The 17,725-nt window shown below is 64.2% G+C and carries 15 protein-coding genes and 1 pseudogene; 3 read left to right on the top strand and 13 right to left on the bottom strand.

The features are described from left to right. The first annotated feature begins 28 nt into the window (after window positions 1-28). Window positions 29-817 carry a PP2C family serine/threonine-protein phosphatase gene (locus tag PMI15_RS15965; RefSeq protein WP_007871176.1) on the top strand — a complete coding sequence of 263 codons (789 nt, stop codon included), beginning with the start codon at window positions 29-31 and terminating at the stop codon, window positions 815-817. On the opposite strand, the gene PMI15_RS15960 is transcribed toward PMI15_RS15965, so the two are convergent. The 13 genes from PMI15_RS15960 to PMI15_RS15900 all read right to left on the bottom strand — a co-directional run bounded on the left by PMI15_RS15960 (window position 803) and on the right by PMI15_RS15900 (window position 15,751). Continuing rightward, complete coding sequence (locus PMI15_RS15960) at window positions 803-1,468, bottom strand: hypothetical protein (RefSeq protein ID WP_007871174.1); 666 nt, start codon at window positions 1,466-1,468, stop codon at window positions 803-805. The genes PMI15_RS15965 and PMI15_RS15960 overlap by 15 nt on opposite strands. Next, window positions 1,465-2,568 (bottom strand): cell division protein ZapE, encoded by a 1,104-nt coding sequence (gene zapE, locus PMI15_RS15955; RefSeq protein ID WP_036839423.1) that lies wholly within the window; start codon window positions 2,566-2,568, stop codon window positions 1,465-1,467. Before zapE ends, PMI15_RS15960 begins: the two co-directional genes overlap by 4 nt. 19 nt (window positions 2,569-2,587) lie before the next feature. After that, the gene (gene lpdA, locus PMI15_RS15950; protein ID WP_007871170.1) at window positions 2,588-4,015 is read right to left on the bottom strand and encodes a dihydrolipoyl dehydrogenase; all 1,428 of its coding nucleotides are present in this window, start codon (window positions 4,013-4,015) and stop codon (window positions 2,588-2,590) included. A 65-nt stretch (window positions 4,016-4,080) separates the two neighbouring features. Further along, window positions 4,081-5,352: a 2-oxoglutarate dehydrogenase complex dihydrolipoyllysine-residue succinyltransferase gene (odhB, locus tag PMI15_RS15945; RefSeq protein WP_007871166.1), complete on the bottom strand. Its 1,272-nt coding sequence runs from the start codon at window positions 5,350-5,352 to the stop codon at window positions 4,081-4,083. 51 nt (window positions 5,353-5,403) lie between these two features. After that, on the bottom strand, window positions 5,404-8,292 hold the full coding sequence (locus tag PMI15_RS15940) for a 2-oxoglutarate dehydrogenase E1 component (protein WP_007871164.1): 2,889 nt from the start codon (window positions 8,290-8,292) through the stop codon (window positions 5,404-5,406). A gap of 278 nt (window positions 8,293-8,570) precedes the next feature. Further along, the gene (gene soxB, locus PMI15_RS15935; protein ID WP_007871162.1) at window positions 8,571-10,289 is read right to left on the bottom strand and encodes a thiosulfohydrolase SoxB; all 1,719 of its coding nucleotides are present in this window, start codon (window positions 10,287-10,289) and stop codon (window positions 8,571-8,573) included. 75 nt (window positions 10,290-10,364) lie between these two features. Continuing rightward, on the bottom strand, window positions 10,365-11,024 hold the full coding sequence (soxX, locus tag PMI15_RS15930; RefSeq protein ID WP_007871159.1) for a sulfur oxidation c-type cytochrome SoxX: 660 nt from the start codon (window positions 11,022-11,024) through the stop codon (window positions 10,365-10,367). 17 nt (window positions 11,025-11,041) lie between these two features. Further along, on the bottom strand, window positions 11,042-11,848 hold the full coding sequence (soxA, locus tag PMI15_RS15925; protein ID WP_007871156.1) for a sulfur oxidation c-type cytochrome SoxA: 807 nt from the start codon (window positions 11,846-11,848) through the stop codon (window positions 11,042-11,044). A gap of 64 nt (window positions 11,849-11,912) precedes the next feature. Beyond that, a complete protein-coding gene (soxZ, locus tag PMI15_RS15920; RefSeq protein WP_007871154.1) occupies window positions 11,913-12,224 on the bottom strand; it encodes a thiosulfate oxidation carrier complex protein SoxZ in 312 nt (103 codons plus the stop codon). A 49-nt stretch (window positions 12,225-12,273) separates the two neighbouring features. Continuing rightward, the gene (gene soxY, locus PMI15_RS15915) at window positions 12,274-12,741 is read right to left on the bottom strand and encodes a thiosulfate oxidation carrier protein SoxY (protein WP_007871152.1); all 468 of its coding nucleotides are present in this window, start codon (window positions 12,739-12,741) and stop codon (window positions 12,274-12,276) included. Between the two features lie 130 nt (window positions 12,742-12,871). Further along, the gene (locus tag PMI15_RS15910) at window positions 12,872-14,020 is read right to left on the bottom strand and encodes a c-type cytochrome (RefSeq protein WP_007871151.1); all 1,149 of its coding nucleotides are present in this window, start codon (window positions 14,018-14,020) and stop codon (window positions 12,872-12,874) included. Then, window positions 14,007-15,350 (bottom strand): sulfite dehydrogenase, encoded by a 1,344-nt coding sequence (soxC, locus tag PMI15_RS15905; RefSeq protein ID WP_007871149.1) that lies wholly within the window; start codon window positions 15,348-15,350, stop codon window positions 14,007-14,009. Before soxC ends, PMI15_RS15910 begins: the two co-directional genes overlap by 14 nt. A 17-nt stretch (window positions 15,351-15,367) precedes the next feature. After that, window positions 15,368-15,751, bottom strand: coding sequence for a helix-turn-helix transcriptional regulator (locus PMI15_RS15900; RefSeq protein ID WP_007871148.1), 384 nt, complete (start codon window positions 15,749-15,751; stop codon window positions 15,368-15,370). 256 nt (window positions 15,752-16,007) lie between these two features. Here PMI15_RS15900 and PMI15_RS15895 point away from each other — a divergent pair, with 256 nt between their 5' ends. Then, window positions 16,008-17,342 carry a surface lipoprotein assembly modifier gene (locus tag PMI15_RS15895; RefSeq protein ID WP_007871145.1) on the top strand — a complete coding sequence of 445 codons (1,335 nt, stop codon included), beginning with the start codon at window positions 16,008-16,010 and terminating at the stop codon, window positions 17,340-17,342. A 46-nt stretch (window positions 17,343-17,388) separates the two neighbouring features. Beyond that, window positions 17,389-17,725: pseudogene (locus PMI15_RS15890) on the top strand (iron dicitrate transport regulator FecR); the annotation flags it as partial.

Below are 17,725 nucleotides of genomic sequence, written 5' to 3'. Positions count from 1 at the left end.
TCGAGCCTCGCGCCCGAACGACCACACAATGTCCAAAGGTTATCGAATCACAGCTTCCACCGGTATCCACAAAGGGGATCGGGACTACCAGCAAGACCAGGTCAACCTGTTCAGCCACTCGCGGATTCCCGGCTGCATGCTGGGCATCGTGGCTGACGGCATGGGAGGCCGCAGCGGCGGGCGCAAGGCTTCCGACCAGGTCATGCTGACCGCCAAGCAGCTCTTTGACCGCTATTCACCGGAAACCGATGACGCCCCCGCCATGCTCAAGCAGATCGTCGAGGAAGCACACATCGTGATCAAGCTCACGGCGATCTCAGCCGAACAGGAACCCCACAGCACGCTGGCGGCCTTCCTGATCAACCCGGGCGGCGACTGCCACTGGGTGCACACCGGCGACTCCCGCATCTACCACTACCAGGGCAGCAAGCTGGTGCACCGGACGGTGGACCATTCCTACGTGCAGACGCTGGTCGACAAGGGCGAGATCACCGAAGAGGAAGCCAATGTCCATCCCCAGTCCAATATCCTGATGGGCTGCCTGGGCACCGAAGACGCTCCGCCCATCACACACCACTTTATCCCCCAGTTACGCCCGGAAGACGTGCTGCTGGCCTGCAGCGACGGTGTCTGGCACTACTTCAGCGCCAGCGAAATGGGCTCGGCCCTGTCCATGCTGTCACCGCGCGAAGCCACCGAGTTCCTGATCCAGAAGGCCCGCTCGCGTGCACGGGGCGGCGGCGACAACCTCTCGCTGGTGATCGTCAAGCTCGAACCCCTGGCCCCCGAGCCACCGCCCCGCTTAGTCCTGGGGTAAAGGCAGGGACTTGGCCGGCGGCTTGGTCTGCTTGAGCCGTTCGCTTTCGTGCTGGGCCTTGCGCTCCTGCGCTTCCTTCACGCGGTCGTTGTATTTTTTCGCCTCCGCTGCCGCAGTGGCTTGCTTGTCAGCCTTCGCCTGGGATTTCTCCTGGCTGCCCTTGAGCCGGGCGGCGCTGGCATCGCTGTTGCCCTGCTCAGCGGCTTTGGCGGCGGCGCGGTCCTCGTTCTTTTTCTTCTCCCGCTCCAGGCGCGACTGGTAGTCGGCCGCGGCTTTTGCCCGGCGGTCGGCGGCTTCCTGCTGGTTTTCGGGTGATGCCTTTTCCTCGGTCTTGCGGATCTGCTCCGCACCGCGGATGCGCCGCTCTTCGTCGTTGAGCAGGATTTCCTGGCGGCGCAGGTCGCCCATCACTTCGCGCCGGCGCTCGTTGACCTTGCCCAGGCAGCTGTTGACGGCGAATTTTTTATAGCACTCGGCGTCTTCAGCGAGGAAGCCCGCTTCCAGCCGGGCGCGTTCCGCGTTGATCCTGGCTCGCTCGGCATCGATGCTGCGGGGGGCCTCAGCGGGCGCGGCCGGCTGTTGCACCGCGGGTTGCGCGCCCGCAAGCACGCCCACGGTGGCGAGAAAGCATGCGGCGGCGAATTTTTTCATGTGAGAGTGGTATCCACGTTTCGGCGATCAAGCGCCAGGAATTCCTTTGACTGCATTTCGTTGAGCCGGGAGACGGTGCGGGGGAACTCGTGCACCAGCGGGCCCTCGGTGTACAACGCCTCGGGCGGAACTTCTGCCGACATGATGAGCTTGACCCGCCGGTCGTACAGCACATCCACCAGCCAGGTAAAGCGCCTGGCTTCCGAGGCCATACGTAAGGGCATGTAAGGAACGTCACTCAGCAGCACGGTATGGAACTGGGTCGCGATCTCCAGGTAGTCGTTCTGCGAGCGCGGACCGCCGCACAGCGTCTTGAAGTCGAACCACACCACCCCGCCCGCCTTGCGCCTGGCCTGGATCTGCCTGGACTCGATCTGCAGCACCGGGTTCTCATCCTGGGACTCCGCCAGCGCGTTGAAAGTTTCCGTCATTTCGGCATCGGCCTGGGGGCCCAGCGGTGTGTGGTAGAGCCTGGCCTGCTCCAGGGTGCGCCTGCGATAGTCGGTGCCGTTGTCGACGCTGAGGACCTCCAGGTTGGCCTTGAGCAACTCAATGGCCGGCAGCACGCGGTCCCGGTGCATGCCGTTGGGGTAGAGCTCGTCCGGGTGGAAGTTGGAGGTGGTGACAAAGCCCACGCCGTTCTCGAACAGGGCCGAGAGCAGGCGATGAAGAATCATGGCGTCGGTGATGTCGGCCACGTGGAACTCATCAAAGCAGATCAGCCGATAGCGTTTGGCAATGCGCCGGCCGAGCTCGTCCAGCGGGTTGGCCGTGCCCTGCAGGTCCTGCAGTTCGCGGTGCACTTCGCGCATGAACTCGTGAAAATGCAGCCGGACCTTGCGCCGCAACGGAACCGCCCCGAAAAAGCAGTCCATCAAAAAGCTTTTGCCGCGCCCGACGCCCCCGTGCATGTACACACCGCGGGGAATGTCGGGCCGGTTGATCAGCTTCTTGAAGGCGTTGGAGCGCTGCTCCTTGAAATCAGCCCACTCGGAGGCGCAGCGTTCCAGCGCCTCGACGGCGCGCAGCTGCGCGGGGTCGCTGACGTAACCCCGCGCCGCCAGTTCAGCGTCGTACGCTGCGCGTACTGGTTGAGTCACCGGCACTGCGCCCGTGTGCTCAGAAGTTCAGCGTACGTTTGTCGACCGCCAGGGCGGCTTCCTTGGTCGCCTCGCTGAGCGACGGGTGCGCGTGGCAGATGCGCGCGATGTCCTCGCTGCTGGCGCGGAACTCCATGGCCACCACGCATTCGGCGATCAGTTCGCTGGCGAAAGGCCCGACGATGTGCACCCCCAGGATTTCGTCGGTCGCGGCGTCGGCCAGCATCTTGACCATGCCGGTGGTGTCGCCCAGTGCCCGCGCGCGGCCGTTGGCCATGAAGGGGAAGGTGCCGGCCTTGTAGGCGCGGCCGGCGGCCTTGAGCTGCTCTTCCGTCTGGCCCACCCATGCGATCTCGGGATTCGTGTAGATCACCCAGGGAATGGTGTTGAAGTTGACGTGGCCGTGCTGGCCGGCGATGCGCTCGGCGACCGCAACGCCCTCTTCCTCGGCCTTGTGCGCCAGCATGGGGCCGCGCACCACGTCACCGATGGCCCAGACATTGGGCAGGTTGGTTTTGCAGGCGTCATCAACCACCACGGCACCGCGCTCGTCGAGCTTGAGGCCCACGGCTTCGGGCGCCAGGCCTATGGTGTTGGCCACGCGGCCGATGGAGACGATCAGCTTGTCGACTTCCAGCGTCTGCGCCTGTCCCTTGGCATCGACATAGGCGACCGACACGCCCTTCTTGGAGGACTTGACCTCGCCGACCTTGACGCCGAGCTCGATCTTCAGGCCTTGTTTGGTGAAAGCCTTGTGGGCTTCCTTGGCGATCTGCTGGTCCACCGCGCCCAGGAAGGTCGGCAGGCCTTCGAGCACCGTCACGTCGGCGCCCAGGCGGCGCCAGACCGAGCCCATTTCCAGGCCGATCACGCCGGAGCCGATCAAGCCCAGCTTCTTCGGCACCGCGCCTATGCGCAGCGCACCGTCGTTGGAGAGGATGTTTTCCTCGTCAAACGGCGCGCCGGGCAATGCGCGGGCATTCGAGCCCGTGGCCACGATAATGTGCTTGCCGGAGATGGTCTCCTCGGCGGCGCCGGCCACTTTGATCTCATAAAGGCCGTTCTTGGCTGCCGCAAAGGAACCGCGGCCGTGGAAAAAGGTGACCTTGTTTTTCTTGAACAGGTAGACGATGCCGTCGTTGTTTTGCTTGACGACGGTGTCCTTGCGGCCCAGCATCTTGGCCACGTCCAGGCCCAGGCCCTTGACCTCAATGCCATGGTCGGCGAAGTGGTGACCGGCCTGCTCATAGTGCTCGGACGACTGCAGCAACGCCTTGGACGGAATGCAGCCTACGTTGGTGCAGGTGCCGCCCAGGGCCGGGCCGCCCTTGGCGTTTTTCCACTCGTCGATACAGGCGACGTTAAAACCCAGTTGGGCGGCGCGAATGGCGGCAATATAGCCGCCAGGACCGCCGCCGATGACGATCACGTCAAATTGTTTGGACATGTTGTTTTTCCGATTGAGCGGTGGCGAGCGACCCGTCAAGCGACGGCCACCCTGCCCCGGAGTTTTTAGATATCAAACAGGAGGCGGGCCGGGTCTTCCAGCGCTTCCTTCATGGCCACCAGGCCCAGCACGGCTTCGCGGCCGTCCACGATGCGGTGGTCGTAGCTCATGGCGAGGTAGTTCATCGGGCGCACCACGATCTGGCCGTTTTCGACCACGGCGCGGTCCTTGGTCGCGTGCACGCCCAGGATGGCCGACTGGGGCGGGTTGATGATGGGGGTGGACAGCATGGAGCCGAACACGCCGCCGTTGGAGATCGAGAAGGTGCCGCCGCTCATTTCTTCAATGCCCAGCTTGCCGTCGCGCGCCTTGGCGCCGTATTCGGCGATCTTCTTTTCGATGTCGGCAAAGCTCATCTGGTCGGCGTTGCGCAGGATGGGCACCACCAGGCCGCGCGGCGAACCGACGGCGATACCGATGTCGAAATAACCGTGGTAAACGATGTCGTTGCCGTCGACCGAGGCGTTGAGCACAGGGTATTTCTTCAGGGCATGCACAGCCGCCTTGACGAAGAAGCTCATGAAGCCGATCTTCACGCCGTGCTCTTTTTCGAACTTTTCCTGGAAGCGCTTGCGCATTTCCATCACGGGTGCCATGTTGACTTCATTGAAGGTGGTCAGGATGGCGTTGGTGGCCTGCGATTGCAGCAGGCGTTCCGCGATGCGCGCGCGCAGGCGGCTCATGGGCACACGCTGCTCGGGGCGCTCGCCCAGGTCGGCGGGCTTGGCTGAGGCCGCGACCTGCGGCAGGGCTGTGGTCGGCGCACCCGTGGGAATCGCGGCAGCGGCGGGCTTGGCGCCGCCGGCTGTCGCACCCAGGACGTCGCCCTTGGTGACGCGGCCGTCCTTGCCGGTGCCCGGCACGGAGCCGGCGGCCAGGTTGTTGTCGGCCATCAGCTTGGCGGCCGCGGGCATGGCAACACCGGCCATGGAGCCACCCGCCGCAGCGGGAGCGGCGGCAGGGGCCGGCGCCGAAGCTGCCGCGGCAGCCGGTGCGGCCGCCGCAGCGGCGACAGGCGCACCAGCGCCCGCCTTGCCTTCGGTATCTATCCTGGCGATCACCTGGTCGGACACCACGGTGCCGCCGTCGGCAACCACCAGCTCGGTCAGCACGCCGGCGGAAGGCGCGGGCACTTCGAGCACGACCTTGTCGGTTTCGATTTCGATCAGGATTTCATCGACGGCGATTGCTTCACCGACTTTTTTCTTCCACTGCAGCATGGTGGCCTCGGCCACGGACTCGGACAGCTGGGGGACTTTGACTTCTACGATAGCCATGTTGTTTCTTTCGTGTACGTTCTTGTGTTCTGTAGGGTGAAGTGACCGGCCTTACTTGGACAGCACAAAGCCCTTAAGCTTGCCGAAGGCGCCGTCGACCAGCGCCTTTTGCTGCTCCTGGTGCAGGTGCGAGTAGCCCACAGCCGGCGATGCCGAAGCGGCGCGGCCTGAGTAGCCCAGCTTCTGGCCATCGAGCATGTTTTCGTGGATGTAGTGCTGCACGAAGAACCAGGCGCCCTGGTTTTGCGGCTCGTCCTGGCACCACACGATGTCGGTGGCGTTCGGGTAGCGCTTGAGTTCGGTGGCGAAGGCCTTGTGCGGGAAGGGATAGAGCTGCTCGACACGCAGGATGACGGTGTCGTCCGCGCCCTTTTCCTCGCGCTTCTTGGCCAGGTCGTAATAGACCTTGCCCGAGCAGGCGATGATGCGCTTGACCTTGTCGGCCTTCTTGTTGATCTCTTCCTTGTTCTCGGGGATCACGGTCTGGAAAGCGCCCTTGGTGAACTCGGACAGCGGCGAGGTCGCGTCCTTGTTGCGCAGCAGCGACTTGGGCGTCATGATGACCAGCGGCTTGCGCAGGTTACGCACCATCTGGCGGCGCAGCACGTGGAAGATCTGGCTGGCCGTGGTGGGCTGCACCACCTGCATGTTGAGGTCGGCCGACAGCTGCATGAAGCGCTCCAGGCGCGCCGAGCTGTGCTCGGGGCCCTGCCCTTCGTAGCCGTGCGGCAGCATCAGCGTGATGCCGTTGACGCGGCCCCACTTCACCTCGCCCGAGGCGATGAACTGGTCGATCACGACCTGCGCGCCGTTGGCGAAGTCGCCGAACTGGGCTTCCCAGATCACCAGCGTGTTGGGGTCGTTGGAGGCGTAGCCGTATTCAAACGCCAGCACCGCCTCTTCGGACAGGATGGAGTCGATGACGACGAACGGGGCCTGGTTGTCGGCCACGTTCTGCAGGGGCACATAGGTGCCGGTGTCGAACTTTTCGCGGTTCTGGTCGTGGATCACGGCGTGGCGGTGCGTGAAGGTGCCGCGGCCGCAGTCTTCGCCGGACAGGCGCACCGGGTAGCCGCTGGCCACCAGCGAGGCAAACGCCATGTGCTCGCCCATGCCCCAGTCCACGGGGATGTCGCCGCGGCCCATGGCGGCGCGGTCGTCGTACACCTTCTTGACCAGCTGGTGCGGGGTCACGGTGGACGGGATGGCGGTGATCCTGTCGGCCAGGCGTTTCCACTCGGCCATGGGGATGGCGGTGTCGCCCGCGTCGGTCCACTTCTTGCCGAGGTAAGGGGTCCAGTCGACCGCGTACTTGCTCTTAAAGTTGGTCAGCACCGGGTCGAAGGTGCTCTTGCCGGCGTCCAGCGCCGCGCGCGTGGCCTTGACGAGGTCGTCGCCCAGCGTGTCGCCCATGCCCTGGGCCGCCAGCTTGTCGGCGTACAGCTTGCGCGTGCCGGGGTGCTGCGCGATCTTTTTGTACATCAGCGGCTGGGTCAGCGCGGGGGTGTCCTGCTCGTTGTGGCCCAGTTTGCGGAAGCAGATGATGTCGACCACGACATCCTTATGGAACTCCATGCGGAATTCGAGCGCCAGCTGGGTGGCCAGCACGACGGCTTCGGGATCGTCGCCGTTGACGTGCAGCACCGGTGCCTCGATCATCTTGACGACGTCGGAGCAGTACAGCGTCGAGCGGCTGTCGCGCGGGTCGCTGGTGGTGAAGCCGATCTGGTTGTTGATCACGATGTGCACCGTGCCGCCCGTAAAGTAGCCACGGGTTTCGGCCAGCGCCAGCGTTTCCATGACCACGCCCTGCCCCGCAAAGGCGGCGTCGCCGTGCACCAGCACGGGCAGCACCTGCTTGCCCTGCGGGTCGGCGCGGCGGTCCATGCGGGCGCGCACCGAGCCTTCCACCACGGGATTGACGATTTCCAGGTGCGAGGGGTTGAAGGCCAGGGTCAGGTGGACCGGGCCGCCGGGGGTGGTCACGTCGGAGCTGAAGCCCTGGTGGTATTTGACGTCGCCGCTGGGCAGGTCTTCAGGAGCGGTATGGTCGAACTCGGCGAACAGGTCGGCCGGGACTTTACCCAGCGAATTGACCAGCACGTTCAGGCGGCCGCGGTGGGCCATGCCGATCACGATCTCCTGCACGCCCTTGATGCCGCCCTGCTGGATCAGCTCGTCCATGCTGGCGATGAAGCTTTCGCCGCCTTCCAGCGAGAAGCGCTTCTGGCCGACGTATTTGGTGTGGAGGAAACGCTCCAGGCCTTCGGCGGCCGTCAGGCGGTCGAGGATGTGGAGTTTCTTTTCCTTGGCGAAATTGGGTTTGCTGCGGATCGATTCGAGCTTTTGCTGCCACCAGCGCTTGTGGTTCTGGTCGGTGGCGTACATGTATTCGGCGCCAATCGTGCCGCAATAGGTTTCGCGCAGCGCGTTCATGAGCTCGCGCAGGCTCATGGTGTCCTTGCCGAAGAAGGTGTTGCTCGTATTGAACACAGTTTCCTGGTCGGCGTCGCTGAAGCCGTAGAACGAGGGCTCCAGTTCGGGAATCTTGTCGCGCTCGGCGCGCTTGAGTGGGTCCAGGTCGGCCCAGCGTGCGCCGACGTTGCGGTAGGCGGCGATCAGTTGCTGGACGGCCGTGCGCTTGCGGCCCATTTCGGAGTCGGCGCCGCTGGCGACCACGACCTTGGTCTGGCCCTGCTTGGCGCGCTCGGCGAAGGCATTGACGACCGGCAGGTGCGGAACGTCCTTGGCATTGCTGCCGTCCACGGCGGGAACATGCTGGAGTGCGTCGAAATACTCGCGCCAGTTGTCGGGCACGCTGCCGGGGTTGGCGAGGTAGTTTTCGTACATCTCTTCGACATAGGGCGCATTGCCGCCGAAGAGGTAGGTATTGCCTTGATAGGCTGAATAGACGGACGATGCCGTCGGGCTGGAACTCATATCCGCTGACCTCCGTTTCCCTTAGGGAAACATTAGCTGGTTAAAGCTGGTTGATTAACCTTCCGCAACACGGCTGGACCGATTAGCGGATGCGACTGTGGCAGGAAGGGCCTTCAGAAACACCCCAGATTGTGCCACCGAACTGTGACAGCGGAAAGACCAGGCCATGCCCATTTCGAATAGGCCATGACTTTTACATGCCTCACACACCCTCACACGCCGTCACACGCCGTCACATGCGCCGCATTGACAGCTGTTTGACAGATTGGGGCAAAAACTCAGGCAGCAAGGCCCGGGTCGCCGGCCACACCGACCAGCTTTGGCGTGTTGGGCTTGACGGGTTTGATGACTTTGTGGGCCTTGAGGTAGCTCTCCACCACCTCCCAGACCGGCGGGCCGGCGTTTTTGCTGGCTTCGGCCACCGGTGCCCAACCGGCTACCTTGTAGGTCTTGCCGGCTTCGATAAGCTTGCCGCCCAGACGCATGTCCTGAATGCGTTCGCCCATCTTGGCACCGGGCTCGCAGGTATAGGTCAGGCCGCCCACGCGCACCATGTCACCGCCCTGCTGGTAATACGGATCGGGGTTGAACAGGTTGTCGCCCACATCTTCCAGGATGGTCTTGATCATGTCGCCGCGCATATCGGTCAGCGTGGTCCAGGGATAGCTGATGGCGGTCTGGTCCATCACATGCTCGCGCGTGATGGCCTGGCCAGGCAATAAAGAAGTGCCCCAGCGGAATCCCGGCGAGAACGCGATCTCGGCACCGCGCACCTTCATCAGCGCGTCGAGGATCAGTTGGTCAAAACTGCCGTTGAAATTGCCGCGCCGGTAGAGCGTGCCTTCCGTCACTGCCAGTTTTTCGCCGAGTTTGGCGCTGTAAGGCGCCCTCACCTTCGCGATCAGCTCGTTCATGGCGGTGTCGGCCGGCAACAAATTGGCGAACACCGGCAGCAGCCGGTAGTTGAAGCCGGCCACCTTGCCGTCCTTGACGTCGAGGTCCAGCACGCCCAGGAACTTGCCGTTGCTGCCGGCATTGGTCACGATGGTCTGGCCGCCCGGGTTTTTGACGATCACCGGCACCGGCACGCCGTCGTGGGTGTGGCCGCCCAGGATCGCATCTATGCCGGTCACGCGCGAGGCCATCTTGAGGTCCACGTCCATGCCGTTGTGGCTCAGCAGCACCACGGCCTGGGCGCCCTTGGCGCGCGCCTCGTTGACGGTTTCCTGCATCTCGCTTTCACGGATGCCGAAGGTCCAGTTGGGCGTGAGCCAGGCCGGGTTGGCGATCGGCGTGTAGGGAAAGGCCTGGCCGACGATGGCCACCGGCACGCCGTTCATTTCCTTGATCACATAGGGCTTGAACACCGGGTCGCCGAAGTCGCTGGTCTTGACGTTCTGCGCGACGAAGTCGACCTTGCCGGCGAAATCCTGTTCGACGATTTTTTTGATGCGCTCCTCGCCATAGGTGAAGTCCCAGTGGCCGGTCATCACGTCCACGCCCAGCAACTTGGCCGCATCGACCATGTCCTGCCCCTGCGTCCAGAGCGCCGTGGCGCTGCCTTGCCAGGTGTCGCCGCCGTCCAGCAGCAAGGCGCCGGGGCGCCCGGCCTTGAGCTGTTTGACCAAGGTGGCGAGATGGGCAAAACCGCCCACCTTGCCGTACTGGCGCGCGGCCCGCTCGAAGTCGAGGAAGGTCAGCGCATGGGCTTGGGCCGTGCCCGACTTGAGGCCGGCCGCCTTGAGCAGATGCTCGCCCACCCGATGCGGCGCCTGCCCACGCATGGCGCCCACGCCCAGGTTGACAGAGGGCTCGCGGAAGTAGATAGGCAACAGCTGTGCATGGCAGTCGGTCATGTGCAGCAGGTGCACATTGCCGCTGCGCGGCAGTTCGTACAGGCCGGCGGCCTGGGCGGCGCCGGCCTCTCGCTGCAGGGGAAAACCGGCGGCCAGGGCGGCCGCCATGACACTTGCAAACTCGCGGCGGGAGAGGTTCATGGCGTTGGTCATCCTGCCCGGCGCGCCAGGCATGCTTTCAGGTTGCGGTCGATCCGGGCGCCGGAGCGCCGCGGATTACTTGTTGACGGGCGAGTTCGGGTCCAGCAGCAATGCCATCACGTCGCGGATCTGCTGCTCGCTCAGGATGGACGCGTGGCCGAAGCGGGGCATGTCGGAGCAGGCGTTGTAGGCCTTGGCGTTCCAGAGCTTGCCCCAGGTGTAGTCCACGATGGGCTTGCTTTCGGGCGAGGCCGGGTTGCTCACACCGCGCAGCTTGCCGTAGTTGTAAAGGCTGGGGCCTATGGAGCCGAAGGACAGCTCGGCCTTGCTGATCTGGTGGCAGTTGTAGCAGCTGCCGCCGTTGGCCTCGCCGGGTTTATCGCTCCAGGTCAGGCCGCGGCCGTTTTGCGCGATTTTTTCGCCCTCGCTCCAGTTGCCCAGGTACTTGCCGTCCGAAGGCAGCTTCACGGTTTGCAGGTTGGCCTCTTCAATGGACTTGGCGAGTTTTTCGTCCAGCGGCTTGCCGGCCGCTTCCGAGCAGGCCTTGTTGGAGGCGTCCAGCGTCAGCCGGTCCATCTTGGCGATGCCCTGCTCGCGGAACGAGCTTTTGAGCACCTGCTGGGTGGCTTCATCGACCTGCTGGGCCGTGGGCGCGGTGGCGCAGCTGGACAGGAAGAAGGCCGCAAAAGCCAGGCCCGCCGCGGACAGCGCTGCTTGTGTGTAGGAAGTGTTCATGAGGATTTCCTGCCGGATTAACGTTTCAAGGCGGGCGCGATCGACACGCCGCCCTTGCTGTTGACGCCCATGTACACGCCCAGGGCGATGGTGGCATCGGAGGCGTAGCCCGGGAAGGGGAAGCGTTGCTGCCGGTAGCAGTCGTTCAGGCGGCGCTGCATGCTCCACAGGTCGCCGCTGGAGACGCGGTAGGCCGGCCAGGCGCCGAAGCCGTTGCCGGCGCCGGGCTGTTTGGTCAGGTTGGGCAGGTCCTGCAGGCGCACGCGCTTGTTGTCCTCGCCGTGGCAGGAGGCGCAGGAAAAGTCATAGGGGCCGCCGCGAAGGTAAAACACCTTCTTGCCGACCTCGTACATCAGCTTTTCCTTGGCATGCGACTGCGGCACGTTGAAGGCCATGTCGCGCGACTCGGCCGAGATGTAGGCCACCAGCGATTCAATCGATTTCTGCTCGCCCGCGCCGAAAGGGGTCTTGGCGATCTCGGCTGCGCTGAAGCCCTGCAACTGCTCCATGCAGCTCAGCAGGCGCGACTCCAGGTCCTGCACACGCTGGGTGTCGGCGAAAAAACGCGGCAGCTCGACGAAAGCCCCCTTGACCACGCCCGGCCCCTTGCCCAGGTCGCATTTCTCCAGCGAGGCGTTCTTGGGGCCGCGCGCCTGTTTCCAGAGAGCCTCGCCCTTGGCTTCGTACAGCTCGGCCGGGTTGCCGTCGGCCAGCATGGCGCGGTATTCGGCAATGCCTTCGGCCGTGCTCTTCTGCGCCGCCGCCGGCAGCGGCAAGGCGGATACGGCGGCCAGGGCCGCCAGCCCAAACAGGCTCAACTTCATCGTGGTCTCTCCTCAAATATCGTTGTGGGCGGCCGGGGCATCAGCGCGAAAACCGGCGGGGAACTCAGGAAATCACGGCCTCGTCGGTGCGCTTGTCGCCGTGGTTGTCGGTCCAGCTGACCGCGATCTTGTCGCCGGCCTTGCCGCCCTTGAAGCTGAACTGCACAAAGGGGTTTTTGGACACGGCCGTGCCCCACTGGGCACTCATGACGGTCTTGCCGTTCCAGGTGGCGCTGATGTTCTGGATGAACCAGGCCGGCACGGTCTTGCCGGCGGCGTCCTTGCGCTGGCCGCTTTCCATTTCATGGCTCACGAGCACGCGCACCGTGGTTTTATCGCCTTGGGCCTGGGCCCGGATTCGCATGGGGTCTGACATTTTTTTCTCCTGATTTCAAGGTTGGGATGATGGACGGGACTGGCGCGAATTAACCGCCACAGCCGCCGAGCGTGACCTTCACTTCCTTGACCGCATAGAAGTACTTGTCGCCGGCCTTGGCCAGCGCATAAACATTGGAGGACTGGCCCATCTTGATATTGGTCGAGACATTGGCGTCGGTGCCGGCCGGGATCTCGAACATGGCGGCCAGCGCGCTGGGGTTCTTTTCAACCACAAGCGCGATCTGCGTGGTGCCCGCGATGTTGCTCTGGGCGCCGACGCGCACCACATTGCCGTTTTCGGCGATTTCGGGCGCCTGCAGCAGCAGGTCCTTGCTTTCGACAGGCGCGCTGGTGGCGCCCATGGCCTTGGCCGCGTCGGCCAGGGATTTGCTCTCAAAAGCGGCCTTGTTCCAGCCCGGGGCGTTTTGCGCGTAGGCCGGGCTCAGGCCCGAAGCGGCTGCCAGCGCCAGCGCCGTGGCACCGGAACTGCTGGCCAAAAAATCACGACGTTCCATGGTTGAACTCCTCTTTTATATAACTTGAATGTCTTAAAAACTTAGTCCGATTGGACACCAAAAACTCAAAAATCCGGGAGGGTATTTCTCCCAAGCATGCCTCAAAAGAACACCACCGGCCCGCAAGCTCCTACTTCACCGCGCCCTGCGCCAGCCACTGGGAAATCTGCGCCGACTCCGCCGCGCTCAAAGCCTGCGACGGCATCGGAATCGCACCCCAGACGCCCTGCCCGCCTGCCTTGATTTTGCCCGAGAGGTAATTCACCGCGTCGGCACGGTCCTTATATTTGTTGGCTATATCCTTGAAGGACGGCCCCACCAGTTTGTTGTCCATGCCGTGGCAGGCCACGCAGGTATTTTTCTGCAGCAGCGGCATCACCGACGCGGCGCCTGTGGCCGCCGTCTTCACCACGGCAGCCACCGGGATTGCCGCGGCGGGCGCGCGATCAGCCTGCGCCACGGCGCTGCCCGATTGTGCCGCCGCGGCCGAAGCCGGCCGTGTCGTGTCCACCCCGCGGCTTTCGCCCACCAGGCGGGATTGCTCGGCCAGGTTGCCATGGGCGTTGCGCGCATAGTCGGGCAGAAAGCTTTTGATCACCACTTCGGCCTTGCAGTTCACCATGCAGTTCGAGCCCTGCACGTCGGGCCTGGCCGTGCCGCCCAGCTCCTTGCCGGGCCACATCGCGTGCGCCGTCGTCATGCCCTTGCGGTTGGGCAGGCGATCCTGCACCTCGCGGATGTTGGCGTCCGACAGCGTGAAGTCTTCCGGCAGCACATTGCCCAGGAACAGGATGTAGGCCGTCGCGGCATAGACCTCGTCGGGTGTCAGCGTCTTGGGCGCGGTCCAGGGCATGGCGCGGTTGATGTAGTCCCACAGCGTCGACAGCGTGGACACCTTCATCAGCGTGGTGCGGTTGGGCTGGTTGGCGCCCGGCATCAAGCCGTCGACCCGGCCGCTTTTCACGTCCTGCGCCGTGGTGCCGCCGGCGATCGGCGTGAACACCTCGGACGACTCGGCAAAGCTGCCATGGCAGGAGGCGCATTGCGCTTCCCACAGCACTTCACCCTGGCGCACCGAACCCCGCCCTTTGGGCAGGCCCTTGAAATCGGGCCGCACGTCGATGTCCCAGGCCTTCACTTCGGCGGGCGTGGCGGTCCGGCCGATGTTGGCCAGCGCCGCCTGCCGCGCGGCGGCTTGCGTTTGCGCGGATGCCATGCCCATGGTGCCGAGGCAGGCGAGCACCAGCAACGAGCACCGGACGCGTTTAAACCTGGACATTTTTCACCTCGCCGTTTTCTTCCAGCGACCACGACTGGATGGCGTTGTTGTGGTAAATGCTGCGCGAGGCGCGCACCTTGCGCAACTCGTTGTAGCTCGGCTGGATCTGCCCGGTTTCGTCCACCGCGCGGCTCTGGAAAATCGCCGGCTTGCCGTCCCAGACGAAGTCGGCGTTAAAACGCGTGAGGCACTTGGCCAGCACCGGGCCTTCGAGCCGCGCCTGCGTCCAGTTGCGCCCGCCGTCGACCGAGACATCGACGCGGCGTATCTTGCCGCGCCCGCTCCAGGCCAGGCCCGAGATGTTGTGAAAGCCCTTTTGCAGCAGCACCTGGCCGCCGCTGGGCGAGGTAACCACGCTTTTGACTTCCTGGATGCTGGTGTACTGCCGGTGCAGCCCGCTGGGCTGCAGGTCCACGTAGTGAATCGTTTCGTCCTTGGCGCCGTAGGGCATGTCACCCACTTCGATGCGGCGCAGGTATTTGACCCAGCTCACCCCCTGCACGCCGGGCACGATGAGCCGCAGCGGGTAGCCGTTTTCGGGCCGCAGCATTTCGCCGTTTTGCCCATAGGCGACCAGCACTTCGCCGCTCATCACCAGGCTCATGGGAATGGTGCGCGTCATGCCCGAGCCGTCGGCGCCTTCGGCCAGGATGAATTTGGCACGCTTGAGGTCGGCGCCGCAAAGTTCCAGCAAGGTGCGCAGCGGCACGCCGGTGAACTCGCTGCAGCTCAACATGCCGTGGGTGTACTGCACCGTCGGGACGGCGGCGTTGCCCCATTCCATGCCGGTGTTGGCCCCGCATTCGATGAAATGCATGCGGCTCACGCTGGGCAAGCGCATCAACTCATCCATGTTGAAGACCATGGGGCGCTTGAGCATGGCCTCGTCGCAGCCGTTGAGCATCAGCCGGTGTTTGGAGGGGTCTATGTCCCACCAGCCCTGGTGGTGGCGCTCAAAGTGCAGGCCGCTGGGCGTGATGATGCCGAACAGGCCCTGCAAAGGGCAAAAACTCACGCTGGCCTGGCTCACGCGCGTCAGCCCCGGGCTTTCGCGGCGCTGCAGGTTTTTCTCGAACTCACTGGGCAGGCCGTAGCCGCGGGCCGCCACCGGCTGGCCCAGGCCCTTGCTGTGCGGTGGAAGGTTCAGGATTTCAGGTTCGCCTTCGGCAGGCGTCGCCGCGCCCTGCGCGACGGCGCGGCCCGCGGCCACAGTGCCGGCCGCGGCGGCAAAGGCGCCGGCCAGAAAGCCGCGGCGCCCTGCCCGCACTTCTTGTATCTGCTGGCGCGAAAGAAAGTTTTCGGGCGCGCGCTGTAGGAATCGGTTCAGCATGGGTGGCGTCTTTCGGTTCAGGCGTCCTGCAGGCCGGATCGCGGCGACAGGCTTTGCGCCGGCGACAGCGCGCCCGGCTCGTCCAGTTCGATGGCGATCTGGGTGCAGACGCTGCGGCACAGCGCCACGGCTTTTTCGCTTTGCACCCGGTAAATCACCTGGGTGCCTTCCCTGCGCTTGGCCAGCACACCAGTGCGGTAGAGCACGGCAAGGTGCTGAGAAAGATTGGGCTGGGTGGTGTCGATCTCGGCCAGCAACTCGTTGACGGATTTTTCGCGTTCGCACAGGGCGCTGAGCACGCGCAAGCGCATGGGCGTTGCGAGTACGGCAAACAGTTCGGCGGCCAGCTCAAACACCCGTCCCCGTTCCACCTGGGCACTGGCCTGAATCATCTCGTCCATAGTGACTTCTTCTTAATATAAGCAATGACTAATATTACCCCCGCAAACCGGAAAGATGTCCCCCGTAAATACCCTTGGCCGCCCCTTGAAACTGGTGAATATCACCAAGCCGGTGCCAAAGCCCGAAAAAGGTGTTGCCGCGCCGCACACCCGCCCTCTGTAGCAGGTGTAATAAACCCCTGAAAATCATCCCCGCGTGATATAAAACTTTTGTTGCTTACGGGTTGTTACCTGGGATCTTTATAAAATAATACTTATGTATTCAAAAAACAAACTTTTCTCGGGCGGGGTCACTGTTCTTCTCGCCATCCTGGCCAACGGCCTAGCGCACGCGGAAGTCGACGCACTGGTCAGCAACGCCCGTAGTCTGCTGGACCAAAGCCAGGCGCAAAAAGCCTTCGATCTGCTGGAGCCGCAAGAGGCGGCGCGCGCGGGCGACCCGGACTTCGACACCGTGCTGGGCATTGCCGCGAACGAGACCGGCCAGTACACCCGCGCGGTATTCGCCCTGGAACGCGTGCTGGCCGTGCAGCCCAGCAACTCCCGGGCACGTGCCGAACTCGGCCGCGCGCTGTTCTCCGTCGGTGACACCAAGGCCTCGCGGCAAGTGCTGCTGGAAACCAAGCAGGACAACATCCCTGCCGAAGCCGCCGCCACCATAGACCAGTTCCTGCAGGCCATAGACCGCACCGAAGAAGCCGCCCGCTCGTCGGTCAAGCCCTTCCTGGAAGCCAGCATAGGTTACGACACCAACATCAACAGCGGCCCCGGCAACCCGAATGTGGCCGTGCCCGCTTTCGGCGGCCTGATCTTCACGCTCAATCCCGCCGGCGTCGAAACCAAGGACGCGTTCATGAGCCTGGGCGGCGGGCTGTCGGCCCGCTATGTGGTCGACCCGCGCTGGTCGCTGATCGGCAACGTCTACGGCAACGCGCGCGTCAACAGCAAATACAACGACTTCAACACCGGCCAGGTCGATGTCAATTTCGGCGCCAGCTACCGCTACGACAAACACGAGTTCTCGGGCGTCGTGCAGGCCGGGACTTACACCGTGGCCGGCTCGCGCGCCCGCGACCAGCAAGGCCTGGTCGGCGAATGGACCTACCGCATCGACGGATTTCGCCAGTGGAGCACCTACATCCAGTGGGGCGACCTGAGCTACCCCGGCCAGTCGCTGCGCGACGCGACGCGCACGGTGGTCGGAACCTCCTATGCCCACGCCTTCCGCGACAGCAACATCGTGGTCTTCGCGGGCGGCTACGTCGGAACGGAAAAGGAGCGCGCCGCGGGCGTTCCGCAGCTGGGCCATGACCTTGTCGGCCTGCGCACCGGCATCCAGAAAACGCTTTCGGACGCGCTGGCGCTGTTCGGCAGCCTCGCTTACGAAGACCGCAAGTACGGCGGCGCCGATCCGCTCTTCCTCGTCACCCGCCATGACAAGCAGTGGAACCTGAACATGGGCCTGAACTGGGTGCCCGCCAAACTGTGGCGCGTCACGCCCCAGCTGGCCCTGACCTCGGTGAAATCCAACGTCGCGATTTCCGACTACAAGCGCAGCCTGTTCTCGGTCACGGTGCGCCGCGACTTCTGAACCCGCGGTGCCGACCGAACACGCCCGCCCGCGCCCAGACAGCCCCATGAAAACCCGACGGGAATTTCCCCTCAAACGCGCCGCCCTGTCGGTCGTGGTTGCGGCGGCTTTCCCCGCGCAATCCTTTGCCGCCGGCTCGGCGGGCGTCGCCCAGTTCATCGCCGGCGACGTCAACGTGCTGCGTGCCAACGGCAAGGCAGAGCCCCTGGCCAAGGGCAAGCCGCTGGAGAGCGGCGAATCCATACTGACGGGCACCGCCGGCCGCGCCCAGGTGCGGTTTTCCGACGGCGGCCTGGTGTCGCTGCAGCCCAATACCGAGTTCAAGATCGCCAACTATGTCGACGAGGCCGACCCCAAGCAGGACCGTTTCCTGGTCGACCTGC

The organism is Polaromonas sp. CF318 (assembly GCF_000282655.1).
Classification (GTDB): domain Bacteria; phylum Pseudomonadota; class Gammaproteobacteria; order Burkholderiales; family Burkholderiaceae_C; genus Polaromonas.
Note: the sequence above shows the minus strand (reverse complement) of the source record. Positions and strands in the feature narration are given on the sequence as shown.